The 19,344-nt window shown below is 69.9% G+C and carries 14 protein-coding genes; 7 read left to right on the top strand and 7 right to left on the bottom strand.

The window, feature by feature from the left end; genetic code table 11:
- Window positions 1-162 precede the first annotated feature (162 nt).
- Both AB0D12_RS12545 and AB0D12_RS12540 read left to right on the top strand, forming a co-directional pair.
- A complete protein-coding gene (locus AB0D12_RS12545; protein WP_362680305.1) occupies window positions 163-894 on the top strand; it encodes a tRNA-dependent cyclodipeptide synthase in 732 nt (243 codons plus the stop codon).
- Window positions 869-2,065 carry a cytochrome P450 gene (locus AB0D12_RS12540; protein ID WP_362680302.1) on the top strand — a complete coding sequence of 399 codons (1,197 nt, stop codon included), beginning with the start codon at window positions 869-871 and terminating at the stop codon, window positions 2,063-2,065. The genes AB0D12_RS12545 and AB0D12_RS12540 overlap by 26 nt, the downstream gene beginning before the upstream one ends.
- A gap of 160 nt (window positions 2,066-2,225) precedes the next feature.
- On the opposite strand, the gene AB0D12_RS12535 is transcribed toward AB0D12_RS12540, so the two are convergent.
- The 6 genes from AB0D12_RS12535 to AB0D12_RS12510 all read right to left on the bottom strand — a co-directional run bounded on the left by AB0D12_RS12535 (window position 2,226) and on the right by AB0D12_RS12510 (window position 8,878).
- Entirely contained in the window at window positions 2,226-3,404 is a 1,179-nt protein-coding gene (locus AB0D12_RS12535) for a YncE family protein (protein ID WP_362680299.1), read from the bottom strand.
- An 8-nt stretch (window positions 3,405-3,412) separates the two neighbouring features.
- Window positions 3,413-4,192, bottom strand: a complete 780-nt coding sequence (locus tag AB0D12_RS12530; protein ID WP_362680296.1) for a polysaccharide deacetylase family protein — start codon at window positions 4,190-4,192, stop codon at window positions 3,413-3,415.
- 400 nt (window positions 4,193-4,592) lie between these two features.
- Window positions 4,593-5,096 carry an ATP-binding protein gene (locus tag AB0D12_RS12525; RefSeq protein WP_362680293.1) on the bottom strand — a complete coding sequence of 168 codons (504 nt, stop codon included), beginning with the start codon at window positions 5,094-5,096 and terminating at the stop codon, window positions 4,593-4,595.
- Window positions 5,097-5,358: 262 nt separating this feature from the next.
- A complete protein-coding gene (locus tag AB0D12_RS12520) occupies window positions 5,359-6,129 on the bottom strand; it encodes an enoyl-CoA hydratase-related protein (protein ID WP_362680291.1) in 771 nt (256 codons plus the stop codon).
- Window positions 6,130-6,215: 86 nt separating this feature from the next.
- Window positions 6,216-7,466, bottom strand: a complete 1,251-nt coding sequence (locus AB0D12_RS12515; protein ID WP_362680288.1) for an Ig-like domain-containing protein — start codon at window positions 7,464-7,466, stop codon at window positions 6,216-6,218.
- Between the two features lie 185 nt (window positions 7,467-7,651).
- Window positions 7,652-8,878, bottom strand: coding sequence for an Ig-like domain-containing protein (locus tag AB0D12_RS12510; RefSeq protein ID WP_362680285.1), 1,227 nt, complete (start codon window positions 8,876-8,878; stop codon window positions 7,652-7,654).
- Between the two features lie 167 nt (window positions 8,879-9,045).
- On the opposite strand from AB0D12_RS12510, the gene glgX reads away from it, so the two are divergent.
- From glgX to AB0D12_RS12490, 4 genes are all read left to right on the top strand, one after another.
- Window positions 9,046-11,322, top strand: coding sequence for a glycogen debranching protein GlgX (glgX, locus tag AB0D12_RS12505; protein ID WP_362680283.1), 2,277 nt, complete (start codon window positions 9,046-9,048; stop codon window positions 11,320-11,322).
- 151 nt (window positions 11,323-11,473) lie between these two features.
- Entirely contained in the window at window positions 11,474-13,357 is a 1,884-nt protein-coding gene (locus AB0D12_RS12500) for an ABC transporter ATP-binding protein (protein WP_362680280.1), read from the top strand.
- Window positions 13,354-15,246: an ABC transporter ATP-binding protein gene (locus tag AB0D12_RS12495; protein ID WP_362680277.1), complete on the top strand. Its 1,893-nt coding sequence runs from the start codon at window positions 13,354-13,356 to the stop codon at window positions 15,244-15,246. The genes AB0D12_RS12500 and AB0D12_RS12495 overlap by 4 nt, the downstream gene beginning before the upstream one ends.
- A 152-nt stretch (window positions 15,247-15,398) precedes the next feature.
- Window positions 15,399-16,421 carry an alcohol dehydrogenase gene (locus tag AB0D12_RS12490; RefSeq protein WP_362680274.1) on the top strand — a complete coding sequence of 341 codons (1,023 nt, stop codon included), beginning with the start codon at window positions 15,399-15,401 and terminating at the stop codon, window positions 16,419-16,421.
- A 241-nt stretch (window positions 16,422-16,662) separates the two neighbouring features.
- On the opposite strand, the gene AB0D12_RS12485 is transcribed toward AB0D12_RS12490, so the two are convergent.
- Window positions 16,663-18,186: an MFS transporter gene (locus tag AB0D12_RS12485; protein WP_362680271.1), complete on the bottom strand. Its 1,524-nt coding sequence runs from the start codon at window positions 18,184-18,186 to the stop codon at window positions 16,663-16,665.
- A gap of 138 nt (window positions 18,187-18,324) precedes the next feature.
- Here AB0D12_RS12485 and AB0D12_RS12480 point away from each other — a divergent pair, with 138 nt between their 5' ends.
- Window positions 18,325-19,260 carry a TetR/AcrR family transcriptional regulator C-terminal domain-containing protein gene (locus AB0D12_RS12480; protein WP_362680268.1) on the top strand — a complete coding sequence of 312 codons (936 nt, stop codon included), beginning with the start codon at window positions 18,325-18,327 and terminating at the stop codon, window positions 19,258-19,260.
- The last annotated feature ends 84 nt before the right edge of the window (window positions 19,261-19,344 follow it).

The raw sequence follows: 19,344 nt of genomic DNA, 5'->3' as shown, positions 1-19,344 counted from the left end.
CGTAGCATGGAAGTTGATTTTCCGCCCCGCTGGAATCAGTTCTCGCCAAATCCCCGGGGGAGCTTCGTCACTCTTCGCCGCGGCCGGATAACTTCATGGCGTCGCCGCCACACCAGGAGCGCAGGGCTCCCAGGGACAAGCGGCGCAAGGGTGATGTCAACAGTGACGATCACAACCGACTCATTCACGGTCCGGCCCTTCACCCGTAACTGCCACATCATTTGGGACGAGGCCGACCATGTCCTGATCGGGGTTTCCCCGGGGAACAGCTATTTCTCCGCCGCACGCATCACAGAACTCGCCCGCTGGGCGGCGCCGCGCTTCACCGCGGTCGATTTCGTCTATGCCGATCTGCATGTGTCAGCCGTCTTCGCGGCGCTGGGCCACGCCCCGGAACAGGCCGCCCGGCGTGCGACCAAGGAGCTCAAGGCCGTACGCAGGCGGATTCTGGGCGGCGTGGAGGCCGCCGGGCCGCCGGGCCGGCGGATCGGGGTGCGGGCACTGTCGGAATTCTCCGGCGATCCGGTGTACGCGCTGCTGCACCGGCGCGTACAGCACTTCCTCGTCACGGACGAGGAATTCCGGAAGAGCTGTGACCGGATGGTCCAGCAGTTCCTGGCGCCCAAACTGTCCGCCGGTGATTCCATCACCTCCGAGCAGAGATCGGCGTGTCTCGACTACATCGCCGCGGAACTCCCCTTCTTCCTCGACACCCCGGGGATTCTCGGCGTCCCCTCCTCCGCCTCCTGTTATCACGCGCTGATGCCGTTGACGGAACTTCTCTACGGAAAGGGCGGCGGGCTGCGAGCCGCCCGCAATCAGGGCTATGCCGTCGTACGGCCCGAAGCCCCCGAAAGGAGCGTGGACGATGACCACCGAGCCCGAGCAGCTTGATTTCCCGCTCTCCCGGCGGGGCGATGCGCTCCCCGTGGAGTGCACCCGGCTGCGCGAGCAGCAGCCGGTGGCCCGGGTGCGTACGCTCACCGGCGACAGCGCCTGGCTGGTGAGCAGCCACCGGCTGGCCAGCCAGGTTCTGGAGGACAAGCGGTTCAGCCTCAAGGAGACGGCCGCTCCCGGAGTGCCGCGCCAGTACGCGCTGACAATCCCGCCCGAGGTCGTCAACAACATGGGGAACATCAGCAGTGCGGGGCTGCGCGGCGCGGTGATGAAGGCACTCAACCCGCGTGCGGACGAAGGGCTGCACGGCTGGCTGCGTGCCACGGCCGATGAGCTGATCGACAGGCTGCTCGCCGAGGGCCCGCCGGTCGATCTGCGGACCGGCTTCGCCGACCCCTTCTCGGCCGCACTGCACTGCAGGGTGATCGGGGTTCCGTTCAGCGACTGGCGGAGGCTGATGTCCGGCCTGGACATCGCTTTCATGACCAGTTCGCACACCTTCGAGGGCTCGCAGCTCAACTGGTACAAGGACCTCGACTACATGGTCGAGCGGCTGAACGTCCCCGAGTCCGAACGCACCGGACTGCTGGGCCGGCTGGCGGCGCTGCGCGAGGACGAGGAGTCTGCGCATCTGACGGACGAGATGCTCGCCACCGTCGCCGTGTCGCTGTTCGGCGCGGGCGCGGTCTCCACCTCCGCCTTCCTGGTCCTGGCCGTACTGGCGCTGCTCCAGCGCCCGGAGCTGATCGGGTATCTGCGGGAGCACCCGGAGCGGATGGGCGGTGCCGTCGACGAACTGCTGCGCTGGAATCTGTCGATCGGCGACGGACTGCCGCGCCTCGCTCTCGACGATGTACAGCTCGGTGATGTCCTGGTCCGCAAGGGCGAGTTGGTGCTGGTCCTGGTCGAGGGCGCGAACTTCGATCCCGAGGTCTTCGAGAACCCGGGGCGTCTCGACCTGGAGCGCGCGCACAATCCGCATCTCTCCTTCGGCGGCGGCCGACACTTCTGCCCGGCCTCGGCTCTGGGCCGGCTGCACGCCGAGACCGCGCTGGCCGCGCTCGTGGACCGGGTGCCGCGGCTGCGGCTCGCCGTGCCCGAGGAGCAACTGGTGTGGCGTACGGGCTTCATCAAACGGCTGCCGGAGAGGCTGCCGGTGCTGTGGTGAGCCAGCGGCCTGCCTGGTTGCTGTAACAGCGGCTGCGCCCCCGGACCCCCGCACGCCCTTCCGGGGTTCCCCCAGAGTGTTCTCAATCGCCGGACAGGCTGAGTTTCAGCCCTGTCGGCGGTTGAGGCGCGGGGTCCGGGGCGGAGCCCCGGCACACTGCCTAGCGGAAGACGCCCGTGTGGCCCAGCGAGTAGCGCCCGGGCTGCGGATAGACCGCCAGCCCGTGCGGACCGCTGCCCACCGGGATACGGGCCAGCTGCTTACCGGTCCTGGTGTCGATGGCGTACACCTCGGAGTCGTAACGCCCGGACAGCCACAGCACCTTGCCGTCCGCCGAGACACCGCCCATGTCGGGGCTGCCGCCGTCCGGCAGCCTCCACTTCTTGGTCAGTCTGTTCTGCGCGAAGTCGAAGACGGAGATGGAGCCCTCGCCGCGGTTGGAGATGTACATCTCCTTGGAGTCACGGCTGACGTAGAGGCCGTGGCAGCCCTTGCCGGTGGGCAGCAGTGCGGGCGTGGTGAAATTCTCGCCGTCGAGCACCCATACGCCGTGCGCCATCATGTCGGCGACATAGAAGGTCTTGCCGTCCGGCGAGAGCTTCACGTCCTGCGGCATCGCACCGTTGAAGGGCAGCTTCTGCTGGCCGACGACCCTCATCTTCTCCGTGTCGACCTTCAGCAGCTCCCCGGAGAACTCGCAGGAGACGATGAAGTACCGGCCGTCGGCGGAGAAGTCCGCGTGGTTGACGCCGTAGCAGGCGACCGGGGTGGACTTGATCCGGTTCATGGTGTGCGCATCGCGGAAGACGAGCTCGCGATCCATCGAGGCCATGACGATCGCGTACTTGCCGTTGGGCGTGAAGTAGAGGTTGTACGGGTCGTGCACGTCGACCGGCTTGCCCGCGGCGCCGGTGACCGGGTTGATCGGGGTGAGCGTATGGCCCCGGTTGTTGTTGACCCAGAGCGTCTTCAGGTCCCAGGAGGGGACGACGTGCTGCGGCTGGACGCCGACCGGGATCGTCTCGATGACCTTGTACGTCGTGGGGTCGATGACCGAGACGGTGTTGGAGTTGGTGTTGGGGACGTACACCCGGGACGGGAAGCCCTTGACCGCCGGCGAGAGCCGGCCCGGGCGGTCCGCCGAGTAGATGTCGTGCGGGTCCAGCACGGGCGGCATACCGCGCAGCCAGGCCGGGGTGACATGCCCGCGCTTGTCGGGCGGCGCGGCGGCCCTGGTGGCGAGCGCCTCCGTCCGGTCGGCGGGTGAGCTGCAGCCCGCGAGGAGGGCGAGCAGGGCGCCCGCGAGCAGCGCGGCGGTCCGCTTGGCGAGGGGAGTCATCGGGTGCATCAGATCAGCAGCTCCGTGGTGGTCACCGCGCGCAGGCCGCGGCGGTTGAGGTCGTCGAGGAGGGCGGGCAGTGCGGCCACCGTGTCCGGAACGCCGAAGTGCAGACTCACCACCGATCCGCGCTGGATCTGCCCCGTGACATTGCGGGTGACGGCTGTGGCACCGGGCTTGGTGTAGTCGAGGGAGTCGACGTCGTAGGAGAGGACGTGCGGGTAGCCGGCTCGGTGGGCGAGTGTGGCGACAAGGGGGGTCGCGTCGCGTGCGCGGGAGGGGCGGAACCAGGTGCCGATGGAGCCGGTGAGCCGGCGCAGCCGTTCGGCACAGCCGGTGATCTCGGCGTACGCCTGTGTCTCGGACATCTCCGAGATGCCCAGATGGCGCTGGGTGTGATTGCCGAGGTCGTGGCCGCCTTCGAGGATCCGGCGGGCGAGGTCCGGGTACTCGTCGAGCCAGCTGCCGACGGCCAGGACGGTGATACGGGCGCCGGCCCGTTCGGCCTCGGCGAGTAGGGCCTTGGCGACGGCCGGATCCCCCTGACCGTGGAAGGTGAGGGCCACCCGGCCCCGGTCACGGGGGCCATGCGCGATCCGGACGGGCTGTCCGGGGAAGCGGCGGGGAGCGGGGGCGGGACGGGAACCCGGGGACGGTGGGGTGGGGGCGGCGGGCGGAGCGGGCGGCGGCGGAGCGGGCCTGTCGTCGGTGCAGCTCGTGGCGAGGGCACCCGCGACGGCCGCACCCACTCCTGCGCGCAGTGCCCTGCGGCGGTCGATCGAGGTCACGGGAAGCACAGTAGGCGCGGACCGCCCGGAAGATAACGATTGTCCAAATTCAGGACGTTTGCGGGTCGCGACCGCGGAGGCCCGTTCCAGGGTGGTGAATCAATGAAACACTCGCCGAGATCGATATTTATTCAGCTATTGCCAGGCGAGTGGCTCACCTCACCTGTGATTCCATTCCAATATGTCGTGATTTGGCGGCTTGCATCCGAGTAAGGACTTTTGGCGGCACGGCCCCCGTCTGCCATAGTCGGAGACACGACCCCCATTGACCCGGGCCAGGTCGTCGAAAGCGGCCGTGGATACCCCCCCCCCCCAATCCACGGCGCTCCACGGAAGCCCCCGCTCAGGGGGCTTCCGTGTTTCCCGGTCCGCTGTTCCCAACCCCTTGTTCTCAGGCTGCTCAGCGGTCGGAGACCCGCATCTCGAACCAGGTGGTCTTGCCGCGGGGCAGCAGATCCACGCCCCACCGGTCGGCGAGCTTGTCCACGAGAAAGAGGCCGCGGCCGCTGGTGTCCATCTCCTGGACCGGCATCAGACAGGGCAGCCCGCGGGAGGGATCATGGACCTCGATCCTGATCCAGCCACGGCGGCGCAGCATCCGCAGCCCGAAGACGCGCGCGCCGGTATGGCGTACAGCATTGCCGACGAGTTCCGAGACGAGTAACACCGCATGCTCGGCGGTCTGCGCGGAGAGCGCCCACTGACGCAGCACCACACACTGGGTCAACCGGCGTGCGGTGGCGGCGGATTCGGGGCGGGAGGGCAGTCGGACTTCCTCGTCCGTCGGGTTGCCGAACAACTCCAGTGCCTTGAGCGCCTGTTCATCCTCGACGGCCGGCACCCACCGCCCGACGGAAGCGCTGCCGCGCTGCCGCGGTTGCTCCACACCCTCCAGGCCCGCCATGCCCCCATCATGGCCGCAATGAGCGGCTTCCGGGGGCGTTCCGGGGGAATAGGACCCCCCGAGAAAACCGTCCCCGGGGGATCCAATGGCATATGACGCTGGCCCCATTTGGGCACTCATGCACGCACTGAGCTGCCCTAACGCCTTGCTTACGAATGATCGCCCAGCGCAGCGGACCGCTCAGCCTTAAGGCTCTTTTAAGACTCGGCTAAGCCGGCCACAGGGTTGACGCCCAGCGCCGATGTGTCCAACTTACCCATGCTCAGAGGAACTTGGCCTTGCCCGGGCCCTCCTCCACGAAGCTGCGCATTCCGCGCTCGCGGTCCTCCGTCGCGAACAGGCCCGCGAACCAGTTGCGTTCAATGGCGAGGCCCGTCTCGATGTCCGTCTCCAGGCCCGCGTCGATGGACTCCTTGGCGGCACGCAGCGCCAGAGCCGGTCCTTTCGCGAGCTGCGCGGCCCAGGCGCGGGCCTGCTCGTACACCTCGGCTGCGGGGACGACGCGGTCGACGAGACCGAGCGCGAGTGCCTCATCGGCCTTGACGATGCGGCCGGTGAAGATCAGGTCCTTGGCCTTGGACGGGCCGATCAGCCGCGAGAGCCGCTGGGTGCCGCCGGCGCCCGGGATCAGGCCGAGCAGGATCTCGGGCTGGCCGAGCTTGGCGTTGTCGGCGGCGATCCGGAAGTCGGCGCAGAGGGCCAGCTCGCAGCCGCCGCCGAGCGCGTAGCCGGTGACGGCGGCGACGACGGGCTTGGGGATACGGGCGACGGCGGTGAAGGAGTCCTGCAGGGCCCGGGACCGTACGACCATCGCCGCGTGGTCCATCGCCTGCATCTCCTTGATGTCCGCGCCGGCCGCGAACACCTTCTCGCCGCCGTACAGGATCACGGCCCGGACGTCGTCACGGCGGGCCGCCTCCTCGGCGAGCTCGCGCAGCCGGTCCTGGATGGCGATGTCCAGGGCGTTCATCGGCGGGCGGTCCAGTCGGATGGTGCCGACGCCTTCGGAGACCTCGAGTGCAACAGTCGTCATGGAGGCAGGTTAACCGGCGCTAACGACAACGGGCCCGGTGCTGTTGCTCACAGCACCGGGTCCGGCGTTTCCGGAGGGGGGACGTACTACTTGGTCCACTCCGCCCAGGACATGTTCCAGCCGTTCAGACCGTTCTCCGGAGCGATCTGGCGGTCCTTGGAGTTCTTCACGATCACCACGTCGCCGATGATCGACCGGTCGTAGAGCCAGGCCGCCGGGGTTCCCTCGTCGTACGCCCCGCGGACGTCTCGCAGACCCACACAGCCGTGGCTGACGTTCGACGAGCCGAACGTCCCGGACGAGGCCCAGTAGTTGCCGTGGATGAAGGTGCCCGAGTTGGACAGGCGCATCGCGTGCGGCACGTCCTTGATGTCGTACTCGCCGCCGAAGCCCACGGTGGCGCCGTTCATCCGGGTCACCTTGTACTTCTCGCTGATGACCATCTGGCCGTTGTACGTCGTGGTCGACGGCGCGCCGGCGGTGATCGGGATGGACTTGATCTGCTTGCCGTCCCGTACGACCGTCATGGTGTGCTCACTGGCGTCCACGGTGGAGATCTGGCTGCGGCCGATGGTGAACTTCACCGTCTTGGACTGCTTGCCGTACACGCCGGGGCGGCCCTCGACGCCGTCGAGGTTGAGCTTCACCGTCACCTTGGTGCCGGCGGCCCAGTACTTCTCCGGGCGGAAGTCGAGGCGGTCGTTGCCGAACCAGTGGCCCTCGACCGGCACGGCCGGCTCCGCGGTCACCTTGATGGCCTTCTCGACGGACTCCGGATTGGTGATGCCCCGGGTGAAATTGATCGAGACCGGCATGCCGACGCCGACCGTCGCACCGTCCTCCGGCGTGTACTGCCCGAGGAAGGTGTTCTTCGGGACGAGCGTGGTGAAGGTGGTGTCCTTCGCCGACTCACGGCCGTCCGTGTCCTTGGCGACGGCGTGCACCTTGTACTTGGTGGAGCCCGCCAGATGCTGCAGCGGCTGCCAACTGGCGCCGTCTGCGGCGAGCTTGCCCTCGACCGCGGCGCCCTTGTCGTCCTGGACCGTGACCGTGGTCAGCTTGCCCTTGTCCGCGGTGACCTTGAGTGCGCCGCTGGTGGCGACCGACCGGGCGCCGTCCTTGGGCGCGATGGTCACCACCGCCTGGGAGGCCGCGTTCCCGACCTTCCCGCCGTCCTTCTTGTCCTTGTCGTCACTGCCCTTGTCGGAGCCCCCGCCACCGCAGGCCGTGACCAGCACCAGCAACGCCCCCAGCACCAGAGCCGGCAGAACGGCGCCCCCGCGCCTGCTTCCGCCTACCGCCCCGGCCGATGCCCCCGATATCGGCTGCCCGTTCAAAATGGTCTTCTCCCCTCGCACGGCCTGGTCGCAGCCACGGCCCGCACCCCCGCGCGCCTCACGCACGCACGGCGATAGATAATCACACCGTGGGTAGTTGAATCTCCCCACGAATGTCACCGTTCAGTCCCAACGTGTCCGCCGGGCTCACCTGAGACGGCGCGGGCCGTGCAGGTCAGCGAGGGTCAGCGCAGCGCGGAACCCTCCTGCCATGCCTTCCAGTCCAGGTTCCAGCCGCTGAGACCGTTGGCGGGGTCGACCCGCTTGTCACGGGAGTTGACGACCTCGACCACATCGCCGATGAGCGTCCGGTCGAAGAACCAGCCCGCCGGTGCGTCCGAGCTGCCGCCCTTCTCGTCGCGCAGCCCGACGCAGCCGTGGGAGACGTTCGCCGAACCGAAGGTCTCCGGCGCGGCCCAGTAATTGCCGTGGATGAAAGTGCCCGAGTCGGTCAGCCGCATCGCGTGCGGCACATCCTTGATGTCGTACTCGCCCTTGCCGTCCTTCTTCTTGAAGCCGACCGTCGCCCCGTTCATCCTGGTCACGTCGTACATCTCCGCGACCACCATCTTTCCGTTGTACGTGGTCGCCTTGGGCGCCCCCGCCGTGATCGGCAGCTTCGCCAGGATCCCGCCGTCGCGCCGTACCTCCATGGTGTGCGCCGCCGCGTCGACCAAGGAGACCTGGGAGCGGCCGACCGTGAAGGCGACGGTCTTCTGCTGGATGCCGTACACCCCCGGCGCCGCCTGGACATCGCGCAGCCGCACATCGACCCTGACCTTGGTGCCCGGCTGCCAGTACGCGCTCGGACGGAAGTCGAGTCGCTCCTTGCCGAACCAGTGGCCCACCACCTCGACGGGCGGATCGGAGGTGACGTGGATGGCACGCTCGACGGCCGCCCGGTCCTCGATCTCCCGGTTAAAGTCGAAGGAGACGATCATGCCGGTGCCGACGGTCGAGCGGTTCTCCGGTTTGAAGTAGCCGATGAAACGGCGCTCGGGAATCTGTGTGGTGAAGGTGGTGTGGCGGGCCTGACGGTGGCCGTGTCCGTCCAGCGCCACCACGTCGACGCTGTACTTGGCGGCCAGATCGAGGTGCGTGCCCTCGGCCGGCATCCAGCGCAGCCCGTCCTCGGAGACCGCGCCGGGGACCTCGGCCGGCCGTCCGTCCTCCACCTGCATCACCTTGACCCGCTCGAGCCGCCCGCTGGGCAGCTTCACCATGAGCGGGCCCTCACGGCCGACCCCCTTCGCGCCGTCCTCGGGGATGACCTGGATCGCGTCCTCGGGCGACTGAGGCTTGTTGCCGACCTCGAGCGCCCCGCCGGTGCATCCGGCCAGCCCGGCCATCAGTCCTGCCCATGTCAGGACGACGGCCGCGCCCCGTCCTGCCCGCTTCAGTACATGTCTCACGTACCGACCAACGACCGCCCCCCTCCAGGGGAAACGTGAGCGCGGGGCCATGTTGGTATGAGAGCAGTGCGGGCAGAACAGGTGGGAGGACCACGCGTGGGGTGCCACGGCCGGGACGCCGTGAGCAGTACGTGCGCGGGGCCCGACGAGCCGCGGGAGGCCGGCAGGTGTCGAGCGCAGCCGAGCAGGAGACAGTGCAGGAGGGGGTGCGGGGCGAATCTCCCGGCCCACTCCCGGCGGTCGGTGTCAACGGCCGCCACAGAGAAACGGGCGCCCGCAGGCCGGCCGTATGGCCGGGGGCGCCGACGCCGCTCGGGGCGCGTTTCCGGGTCGGGCCCGACGGGGTCGCGGGTACGAACTTCGCACTCTGGGCGGGCGGGGCGGAGTCGGTGGAGCTGTGCCTGTTCGGCGACGAGGGCGGTTCGGTCACCGAGACACGGCTGCCGCTGACCGAACTGACCCATGAGATCTGGCACGGCTTCGTGCCCGAGGTCCGGCCGGGGCAGCGGTACGGATTCCGGGTGCACGGCCGCTGGGACCCGTGGACGGGAGCGCGCTGGAATCCGGCGAAGCTGCTGCTCGATCCGTACGCACGCGCGGTGGACGGAGAGTTCGAACTGCCCGCCGAGGTGTACGGGCATGTGCGCGACTGGCCTCAGCAGCATGTCGCGGACACGGTGCGGGACGACCGGGACTCGGCGCCGTACGTGCCCAAGGGTGTCGTCGTCCACGATGACGCCCCCGACGACGAGTGGATGGACGACCGCAGGCCCAAGACGCCGTGGGCGGACTCGGTCATCTACGAGCTGCATGTGCGCGGGTTCACCAAGCTGCATCCGGGAATTCCCGAGGAACTGCGGGGCACATACGCGGGTCTCGCGCATCCGGCGGCGATCGAGCATCTGCTGCGGCTCGGGGTGACGGCGGTCGAGCTGCTGCCCGTGCATCAGTACGCGCACGAGGACCATCTGTTGCGGCGCGGGCTGCGCAACTACTGGGGCTACAACTCCATCGGCTACTTCGCGCCGCACGCCGCGTACTCGGCGAGCGGGACGACCGGTCAGCAGGTCGGCGAGTTCAAGCGGATGGTGCGGGCGCTGCACGACGCCGGGATCGAGGTCATCCTCGATGTGGTCTACAACCACACGGCGGAGGCGGGTGAGCTGGGTCCGACGCTGTCGCTGCGCGGGATCGACAACCGCGGCTACTACCGGCTGCAGTCGGACGCCCGGACCTACGCGGACTACACCGGGTGCGGCAACACGCTGCATGTGGTGCAGCCGCATGTGCTGCGGCTGATCACCGATTCGCTGCGCTACTGGGTGACCGAAATGGGGGTCGACGGCTTCCGCTTCGACCTGGCGGCGGCACTTGCGCGCTCCATGCACGATGTCGACATGCTCTCCCCGTTCCTCGCGGTGATCGCGCAGGATCCGGTACTGCGGCGGGTGAAACTGATCGCCGAGCCGTGGGACGTGGGCAACGGCGGCTACCAGGTGGGGGCGTTCCCGCCGCTGTGGACGGAGTGGAACGACCGCTACCGCGATGCCGTACGGGACTTCTGGCGCGGCGCGCTGCCCGACGTACGGGACCTCGGATACCGGCTCTCGGGCTCCAGCGATCTGTACGCCTGGGGCGGCCGGCGGCCGTACGCCTCGATCAACTTCGTCACCGCGCACGACGGGTTCACCCTGCGCGACCTGGTCAGTTACGAGCAGAAGCACAACGAGGCCAATGGCGAGGGCAACCGCGACGGCACGAACGACAACCGGTCCTGGAACTGCGGCGCGGAGGGCGGGACCGACGATGCGCGGATCAACGCGCTGCGGCGTCGGCAGCTGCGCAATCTGCTGACGACGCTGCTGGTGTCGACAGGCGTGCCGATGCTGGTCGCGGGCGACGAGATGGGCCGTACGCAGGGCGGCAGCAACAACGCGTACTGCCAGGACAACGAGGTCAGCTGGGTGGACTGGTCACTGCGCGAGCAGCCGGGCCCGCGCGGACTGCTGGAGCTGACGACCCGGCTGCTCGCCCTGCGCCACGCGCATCCGGTGCTGCGCCGCCGCGCCTTCTTCTCGGGCCGCGCGCGGGCGGCGGACGGACTGCGGGATCTCGCCTGGTTCACGCCGCACGGCGCGGAGATGACGGAGCGGGACTGGTACGCCCCGGCGTCGACGCTGGCGCTCTATCTCTCCGGGCGCGACATCCCGGGACGTGACGCGCGTGGAGCGGAGGTGACGGACGACAGCTTTCTGACGGTGCTGCACGCGGCGGACCGCCCGACGAGCTTCCACCTGCCGGGCCCGCCCTGGGCGCAGGCGTACGAGCTGGTGGTCGACACCTCGCGGGAGGACCAGGAGACGGCGCCGGGCACGGTGCATCTCGGCGGGGAGACGGTGACCGTGCCGGCGCGGTCGGTGCTGCTGCTGCGCGTCAGGACGTGACGGAGACCTAGCAGGCGAAGTCGTCCTCGATGGTGCCGGCCCTCGGTCTTCGCCCCGGCGGGCAGCAGCGGCTGCGCCTCTGCCGGGATACGACCCGGTGGCGGCAAAATCGGATGAGCGATGTCAGTGGTGAACCGTAGGCTCGCCGCTGATGTCGGAAAAACATGCAGCCACCAGGGACCGGTCCGCCGTGCGTACGCTGCTGCGGCTGTGGCCGTACGTACGCCCCGTCCGAACGCGCCTTTTCAGCGCGGCATTTGTAGCGGTCGTGGCCTCCTGTCTCGGCCTGGTCATCCCGCTCGTCCTGAAGTGGATGGTGGACGGCCCGGTCGCCGGCCGGGACCCCGGCGGGGTCTGGCTCGGTGCGCTGGTGCTGTTGCTGCTGGGCGTCGCCGAGGCGCTGCTCTTCGGTTTCCGGCGGTGGCTGGTGGCCCGGCCGCTGGCCGGCGTGGAGGCGGCCATGCGGGCCGATCTCTACCGGCATCTGCAACGGCTGCCGGTGTCCTTCCACGACCGGTGGGCGTCCGGGCAGTTACTCTCGCGCGGCACGACGGATCTGATGCTGCTGCGGATGTTCCTGGCCTTTCCGCTGACCTTCCTGCTGGTCAACGCGACGACCATCCTGGTCGGCTATGTGATTCTGCTGGGCCAGCAGTGGACGCTGGGGCTCGTACTCCTCGCGCCCATCCCGCCGCTGGTGATTCTCTGCTCCGTCTTCGAGTCGCGGTACGCGATCGTCGCGCGGCAGGCGCAGGACCAGGTCGGCGATCTGACGACGGTCGTCGAGGAGAGCGTGCTCGGCATCCGCATCATCAAGGGCTTCGGCCGCCACCGCAGCCAGGCCCGCGCCTTCCGCGGGCTTTCGGAGCGGTTGCGCGGTACGGAGCTGGGCAAGGCGCGGCTGCTGGCCGGGATCTGGGCGCTGATCACGACCATCCCGGAGGTGACGATCGGCGCGGCGCTGGTGCTGGGCACGATCCAGGTCGCCGACGGCGCGCTGTCGGCGGGCACGCTGGTCGCGTTCCTGTCGACGGCGCTGGCGCTGCGCTGGCCGGTGGAGTCGATCGGCTTTCTGCTGGCGATGAGCCAGGAGGCGGCGACGGCGACGGAGCGGTACTTCGAGGTGATGGACGCGGCGGAGGAGTCGTCCGGGGGGTCGCACGAGTCCACGGGTTCGGACGCGTCCACGGGTTCGGACGCGTCCCGGAGTTCGCACGAGCCCGGGGCCGCGCACGAGCCCGGGGCCGCGCACAAGCCCGGGGCCGGCAGCGCCGACGGGCTCCGGTTCGAGGGCGTCGAGTTCCGCTACCCGGACGCGTCCGACGGCGCCGCGCCCGTGCTCGCCCGCATCGATCTGCGGGTACGGCCCGGCGAGACCATGGCCCTGGTCGGCGGCACCGGCTCCGGTAAGACCACGCTCACCGCGCTCGTACCGCGACTGCACGAGGTGACCGACGGCCGCATCACGCTGGACGGGGAGGACATCGCGGCCATGCCTCGGGAGCGGTTGCGCGAGCTGGTGTCCGTGGCTTTCGAGGAGCCGACGCTGTTCTCGGCGAGCGTCGGCGAGAACGTTCTGATGGGCGCGGAGGGCGCGGGCGGCGAGGAGCTGGGCCGGGCCCTGGACATCGCGCAGGCGGGGTTCGTGCAGTCGCTGCCGCACGGCGCCGACACTCAGGTCGGCGAGCAGGGGCTCAGCCTCTCCGGCGGACAGCGACAGCGCCTGGCCCTGGCCAGGGCGGTCGTCGGGCAGCCGCGCTTCCTGGTGCTCGACGACCCGCTGTCGGCGCTGGATGTGCATACAGAGGCGCTGGTGGAGGCGGCACTGCGCAGGGTGCTGGAGGACACGACGGCGCTGGTGGTGGCACACCGCCCGTCGACGGTGATGCTGGCGGACCGGGTGGCGCTGCTGTCGGGCGGGCGGATCGCGGCGGTCGGCACTCACCAGGAACTGCTGCGTACGAATGGGGAGTACGCCTGGCTGATGTCCGGCGCGGATGCCCAGAAGACCGACGCCGAGGAGGGTGCCCGATGACGTCGTCATCGACGACCACCGAGCCGTACGCCAACGGCGAGGACGACCGTACGGGCGGCGCGACGCCGCCCGTACCTGAGCCGGCGCCGGTCAGGGACGACCCGTTCGACCGGGATGCCCTGCCCGCGCCGCAGGGCGCGACCGGCACCCTGTTGCGGTCGCTGCTCGCACCCCGGCGCCGGTTCGTCACCACCGCCGCGCTGCTCCTGATTCTCCAGCAGGCCGCCGTCCAGGCCGGTCCGCTCCTCGTCGCGTACGCCATCGACCGCGGCGTACCGGCCTTCCGCGCGCACGACTACGGGCCGCTGATCGCCGTCGCCGTCGGGTACGCCCTGTGCGCGTTCGGCGCCGGTGTCCTGCAGTACTCCTTCATCCGCGCCGCCGCCCGCGTCAACCAGGATGTCCTCCTCGATCTGCGCGGCCGGATCTTCCGCCACGCGCAGGCCCTGAGCGTCGACTTCCACGAGCGGTACACCTCGGGCCGGCTGATCTCCCGGTCGACCACCGATGTCGAGTCCTTGCGGGAGCTGCTCAGCGAAGGCCTCCAGGAACTGATCACGGTCGTCCTCGCCTTCGTCTACATCTCGGCGATGCTGCTCTGGCTGGACCTCGGACTCGGCGGGCTCGCGGTGCTCTCGTTCGTCCCGCTCTATCTGCTCGTACGGCTCTACCAGCACCGCGCCAAAAGCGTCTACAGCATCCGGTCCACGGCGATCGCCGCCGTCATCGTCAAGTTCGCGGAGACGATGAACGGCATCCGGCCGGTGCGCGCCTTCCGCCGCGAGCGCGCCAACGACGCGGAGTTCCAGGCCCTCAACCACCGCCATGAGCGCACCAACGGCGACGCGCTGCTGGAGATGGCGCGCTACGTCGTCGGCTCGCGGCTCGTCGCCAACACCGCTGTCGCCGGCATCGTGCTGTGGGGCGCGTACCGGGTCGCGGACGGCACGCTGGCGCTCGGTGTGCTGGCCGCCGCCGTCCTCTATCTGCGGCGTCTGTACGACCCGATCGACCGGCTCGGGATGTTCCTCAACTCCTACCAGTCCGCGGCGGCTTCACTCGAGAAGATCGCGGGCCTGCTGGCCCAGACCCCGTCCGTCCCGGAGGCACAGGACCCGAAGGAACTGCCGGCCCGCCGCTCCGGCCACCCGGGCCGCGAGGTCGTCTTCGACGGCGTCCGCTTCGCCTACCGCACCGGCGGCGAGGTGCTGCCCCGCTTCGATCTGACGATCCCGGCCGGCCAGACCGTCGCCGTCGTCGGCTCGACCGGCGCGGGCAAGTCCACGCTCGCCAAGCTGCTGGCCCGCTTCTACGACCCTACGGAGGGCAGGGTCCTCCTCGACGGCGTCGAGCTGCGCGAACTGGCGACGCCGGAGCTGCGGCGCGGCGTGGTGATGGTGACCCAGGAGGCGTTCCTGTTCTCCGGGACGGTCGCGGAGAACATCGCGATCGGGCGGCCGGACGCGTCCCGCGAGGAGATCGAGCGGGCGGCGAAGGCGATCGGCGCGCACGACTTCATCAGCGGCCTGCCGGACGGCTACGACACGGACGTACGCAAACGGGGCGGCCGGATCTCCGCCGGCCAGCGACAACTGGTGGCCTTCGCCCGCGCGCTGCTCGCCGACCCGGCGGTGCTGATCCTCGACGAGGCGACGAGCTCGCTCGACATCCCGGGCGAACGGGCGGTGCAGCGCGCGATGGACACGGTGCTGCACGGGCGCACGGCGGTCGTGATCGCGCACCGCCTGTCGACCGTGGAAATCGCGGACCGGGTGCTCGTGATGGAGCACGGCCGCATCGTGGAGGACGGCACGCCGGGCCGGCTGATCGCCGGGGAGGGACGATTCGCGGGCCTGCACCGGGCGTGGCGGGACAGCGTGGTGGGGTGAGGGTGCGGTGCGTCCTCGGCGTCGGCGCGTGCGGGCGTGTATCCGGCGGCTGCGGCCGACGGGGCTCGCCGGCTCCATTCGGCGCGCGCGATCGGTCCGGAGCTGGTCTGCTGGTTCGGGGGTTTTCCTACCCGTAGCCGGGAGAGATCCAGATGAGCACGTATCGAGTCGCGCAGGTCGGCGCCGTCGGCGGTCCGTTGGAGATCGTCGAGCGTGAGGTACCGCAGCCGGGCCCCGGCCACGTACGGATTGCCGTGGAGGCGTGCGGGATCTGCCACAGCGACGCCGCTTTCGTGAACGCCCTGCTGCCGGGTGTCCGGTTTCCGCTGGTCGCCGGGCATGAGATCGCCGGGCGCATCGAGGAGCTCGGCGAGGGAACATACAGCGGCTGGAAGGTGGGCGACCGGGTGGCGGTGGGCTGGTTCGGCGGCAGCTGCGGCCACTGCACGCCCTGCAGACAGGGCGACTTCATGGTGTGCGAGAACCTGAAGGTCCCCGGATGGGCGTACGACGGGGGTTTCGCCGAGAAGGTGATCGCACCGCAGGACGCCCTGGCCCGGATCCCCGACGCGCTGGCGGCGACCGATGCGGCGCCCCTGGCCTGCGCGGGGGTGACCACGTACAACGGGCTGCGGCGCAGCTCCGCCCGGCCGGGCGACCTGGTCGCCGTACTCGGCATCGGCGGTCTCGGCCATCTGGGGGTGAAGTACGCCGCCGCGATGGGCTTCGAGACCGTGGCCATCGCCCGCGGAGCCGCCAAGGCCGACTTCGCCAAGCAGCTCGGCGCGCACCACTACATCGACAGCACGGCGGACACCGGCGTCGCGGAAGCGCTGCAGTCCCTCGGCGGCGCCAAGGTGGTCCTGGCCACCGCCGCCAACTCCGACGCCATCACGGCAACCGTGGAAGGGCTCCGCCCCCGCGGCGAGCTGGTGATCATCGGCGCGGATGCCGAGCCGCTGGGAATCAGCCCGAACCAGCTCCTCATGAGCGGCAAGATCATCCGCGGCCACCCGGCCGGCACCGCGCAGGACGTGCAGGACACCATGGCGTTCAGCGCCCTGCACGGGATCCGCCCGATGACCGAGATCGTGCCGCTGGACCAGGCCGATGCGGCGTACCAAAGGATGATGTCCGGCGCCGCGCGCTTCCGGATGGTGCTCACCACCCGCTGACCCACCGCGTCCCCGTGCGCCCGAGAGGCCCCGCCCCCCGTCCCTGGCAGGGGGACGCGCAGGGGTCGTGTTCTGGACGTAAAGCGTCGCAACTCGCGCGAAGCGCAGTGACCACGCGGCGGAGCCGCATATCGGATACAGCGCAGTACCCGACACGAGCCCCGGAGCGGACCCCGGACGGCCACCGACACAAGACCGGTCACGCCCATGCACCCAGGACCCGCGCCCCGCCAGGGTCCCCTCAACCCGCCAGGACCTCCGCCGCACGTTCCTCCCGCGCGTCCCGCAGCAGTGCGAACGACGCCGCCGCCGCGCACCCCATCAACACCCCCGCCCCCGCCGCCGCATAACCCATCCCGTGCGTGAACGCCTCCCGCGCCGCCACCAGCAGGCTCTCCGCCGCAACCGCCGGCAAGTGCCCCGCCACCGCCGTCGCGCCGCCCAGCGTCTCCCGCCCCGCGCCCGCCGCACCCGTCATGTCGTGGCCGTACACGGCCGCGCCGATCGAGCCCAGGATCGCCATGCCCAGCGCGCCACCCAGCTCCTGGCCCGATTCCAGGACGGCCGCCGCCGCACCCGCGCGCTCGGGCGGGGCCGCGCCCAGGGCCAGTTCGTTCGCGAGGGTCATCGCGGTGACCAGGCCCGCCGCGTAGACCGAGCAGGCCACCAGGACCCATCCGAGCGCCGAGTCCGTACGCACCTGGGTCAGCCACGCGAAGCCCGCCGCGGAGACCAGGAACCCGCCGCCCATCACATACGAACGGTCGACGCGCCGCGCAAGCACCGCGCCCGTCGGCGCCGCGAGCATCACTCCCACCGTCGGCACCAGGCTCCACAGTGCCGCCTCGAAGGGGCTCTTGCCCAGCACCGCCTGCAGGTACTGGGTGATGAAGACCGCGAAGCCGACGGTCGCGGCCATCGCGAGGAGGTTCACCAGCACCGAACCCCCGTACGCCGGGCGGCGGACGAGCGCCAGGTCCACCATCGGATGCGGCAGCCGGGCCTGACGGCGTACGAAGAGCACGCCGATCGCGAGGCCGGCCGTGATGCCGAGAGGGGGCAGGGTCTCGTAGCCGTGCTTGGCCAGCTCCTTGATGCCATGGATCACGGGAAGCAGCGCCGCTAGCGAGAGGAACGCGCTCAGTACGTCGAACTTCCCGCGCGCCTCAGTCCTGAACTCGGGCAGCAGCAGCGGCGCGAGCACGAGCAGCAGTGCCATCGCGGGCAGGTTGATCAGGAAGACCGAGCCCCACCAGAAGTGTTCGAGCAGCGCGCCGCTGACGACAGGGCCGAAGGAGATGCCGGTGGCCATGACCATCGTCCACAGGGTGACCGCGGTGGAGCGCTGCTTGGCGTCCCTGAAGAGGTTGCGGATGAGCGCGAGCGTGGACGGCATCAGGCACGCGCCGCCGACGCCGAGCAGCGCACGGGCGCCGATCAGGGCACCGGGGCTGTGGGCGTACGCCGCGGCCACCGAGGCGGCGCCGAAGAGTCCCGCGCCCGCGAGGAGCACCCGGCGCCGGCCGACGCGGTCGCCCAACGCGCCCATGGTGATGAGGAGCCCGGCGAGGACGAAGCTGTACATGTCGAGTATCCACAGCTGTTGCGTGGCGCCGGGCCGCAGGTCCTCGCTGATGGATGGGATCGCGAAGTAGAGGATGGAGACATCCATGGAGACCAGAAGGAGGGGCAGCATCAGGACGCCGAAGGCGGTCCATTCGCGGCGGCCGGCGCGCGGGCCCGCGGTGTGTGCGTCAGGTGACATACGGGGAGCGAAGCAGCCGTCTGCGTACACCGCAAACAAGCCCCTGGTGCACTCTAGTGCGCTGCACCCGACAGCCCAGTAAATACACAGGTCATGGGGGCGTACGACGTCAGGTGTGCACTAGTACACTCACCCGCCATGCAGACCGAACCGCCCTATCTGAGGATCGCCACCGAGCTGCGCCGCCGTATCGCCTCCGGCGAGCTCTCCCCCGGCGACCGCGTCCCGTCCACCCGCGCGATCACCCAGGAGTGGGGCGTGGCGATGGCGACCGCGACGAAGGCCCTGGCCGCCCTGCGTCAGGAGGGCCTCGTGAGACCCGTGCCGGGCGTCGGCACCGTGGTCACCCGGGCCGCCGCCGCGCACCCGCCGCACACCTCGGCCCACCCGGCCGGCGCACCCGTCGAGCCGGGACTGACCCGCGCGCGCATCGTGCACACCGCGATCACGCTCGCCGACGCCGAGGGTCTGCCGGCGCTCTCCATGCGGCGGATCGCCACCTCGCTCTCCACCTCCACCATGGCGCTCTACCGGCATGTGCCCGGCAAGGCCGAGCTGATCCGGCTGATGACGGACGCGGTCTGCGGCGAAAAGCCGATGGGACCGGTTCCGGCCGACTGGCGCGAGGCGCTCGAGTACGCCGCTCGCTGGCTCCGCGCCGTATACGCCCGCCACCCGTGGATGGCGCAGGCGATGGCCTCCATCACCCGGCCGACCGTCTCGCCGAACGCGATGAAGTACACCGAGTGGGTGCTGCGCGCCCTGCTCGGCACCGGCCTGACCCCCTTCCAGGTGTTCCACACCCACCTCGCGCTCTTCGCATACGTCCAGGGGCTGGCCATGGCAGCGGAGTTGGAGACCCAGGCGGAGCAGGACCCCGGAATGTCGGACGACGAGTGGATGGCACGGAACGAGCCACACTTCGAAGCGATCGCCGCGACCGGGAACTATCCGCTCCTCAACACTCTGTTCATACAGGACGAGTTCGAGCTGGACCTCGAAACGCTCTTCGAGTTCGGGCTGCGCCGAACGCTCGACGGCATCGCGGTGATGATCAACGAAACGTCCGCTTAACGAACATGACTATTCACGCAGCGGACGATTTCCAGCCAACTTGTTGACGCGGTCCTGACAGGGGGCGTTCAGTCCTGGGACTCT

The sequence above is a fragment of the Streptomyces sp. NPDC048479 genome, assembly GCF_040651435.1.
Classification (GTDB): domain Bacteria; phylum Actinomycetota; class Actinomycetes; order Streptomycetales; family Streptomycetaceae; genus Streptomyces.
The sequence above is the reverse complement of the archived record's forward strand: the minus strand, read 5'-3'. Positions and strand labels throughout refer to the sequence as shown.

Coding starts and splice junctions, on each gene's coding strand:
- AB0D12_RS12540 (WP_362680302.1), top strand. CDS start 869: ATGACCACCGAGCCCGAGCAGCTTGATTTCCCGCTCTCCCGGCGGGGC.
- AB0D12_RS12535 (WP_362680299.1), bottom strand. CDS start 3,404: ATGACTCCCCTCGCCAAGCGGACCGCCGCGCTGCTCGCGGGCGCCCTG.
- AB0D12_RS12525 (WP_362680293.1), bottom strand. CDS start 5,096: ATGGCGGGCCTGGAGGGTGTGGAGCAACCGCGGCAGCGCGGCAGCGCT.
- AB0D12_RS12520 (WP_362680291.1), bottom strand. CDS start 6,129: ATGACGACTGTTGCACTCGAGGTCTCCGAAGGCGTCGGCACCATCCGA.
- AB0D12_RS12500 (WP_362680280.1), top strand. CDS start 11,474: ATGTCGGAAAAACATGCAGCCACCAGGGACCGGTCCGCCGTGCGTACG.
- AB0D12_RS12495 (WP_362680277.1), top strand. CDS start 13,354: ATGACGTCGTCATCGACGACCACCGAGCCGTACGCCAACGGCGAGGAC.
- AB0D12_RS12490 (WP_362680274.1), top strand. CDS start 15,399: ATGAGCACGTATCGAGTCGCGCAGGTCGGCGCCGTCGGCGGTCCGTTG.
- AB0D12_RS12485 (WP_362680271.1), bottom strand. CDS start 18,186: ATGTCACCTGACGCACACACCGCGGGCCCGCGCGCCGGCCGCCGCGAA.
- AB0D12_RS12480 (WP_362680268.1), top strand. CDS start 18,325: ATGCAGACCGAACCGCCCTATCTGAGGATCGCCACCGAGCTGCGCCGC.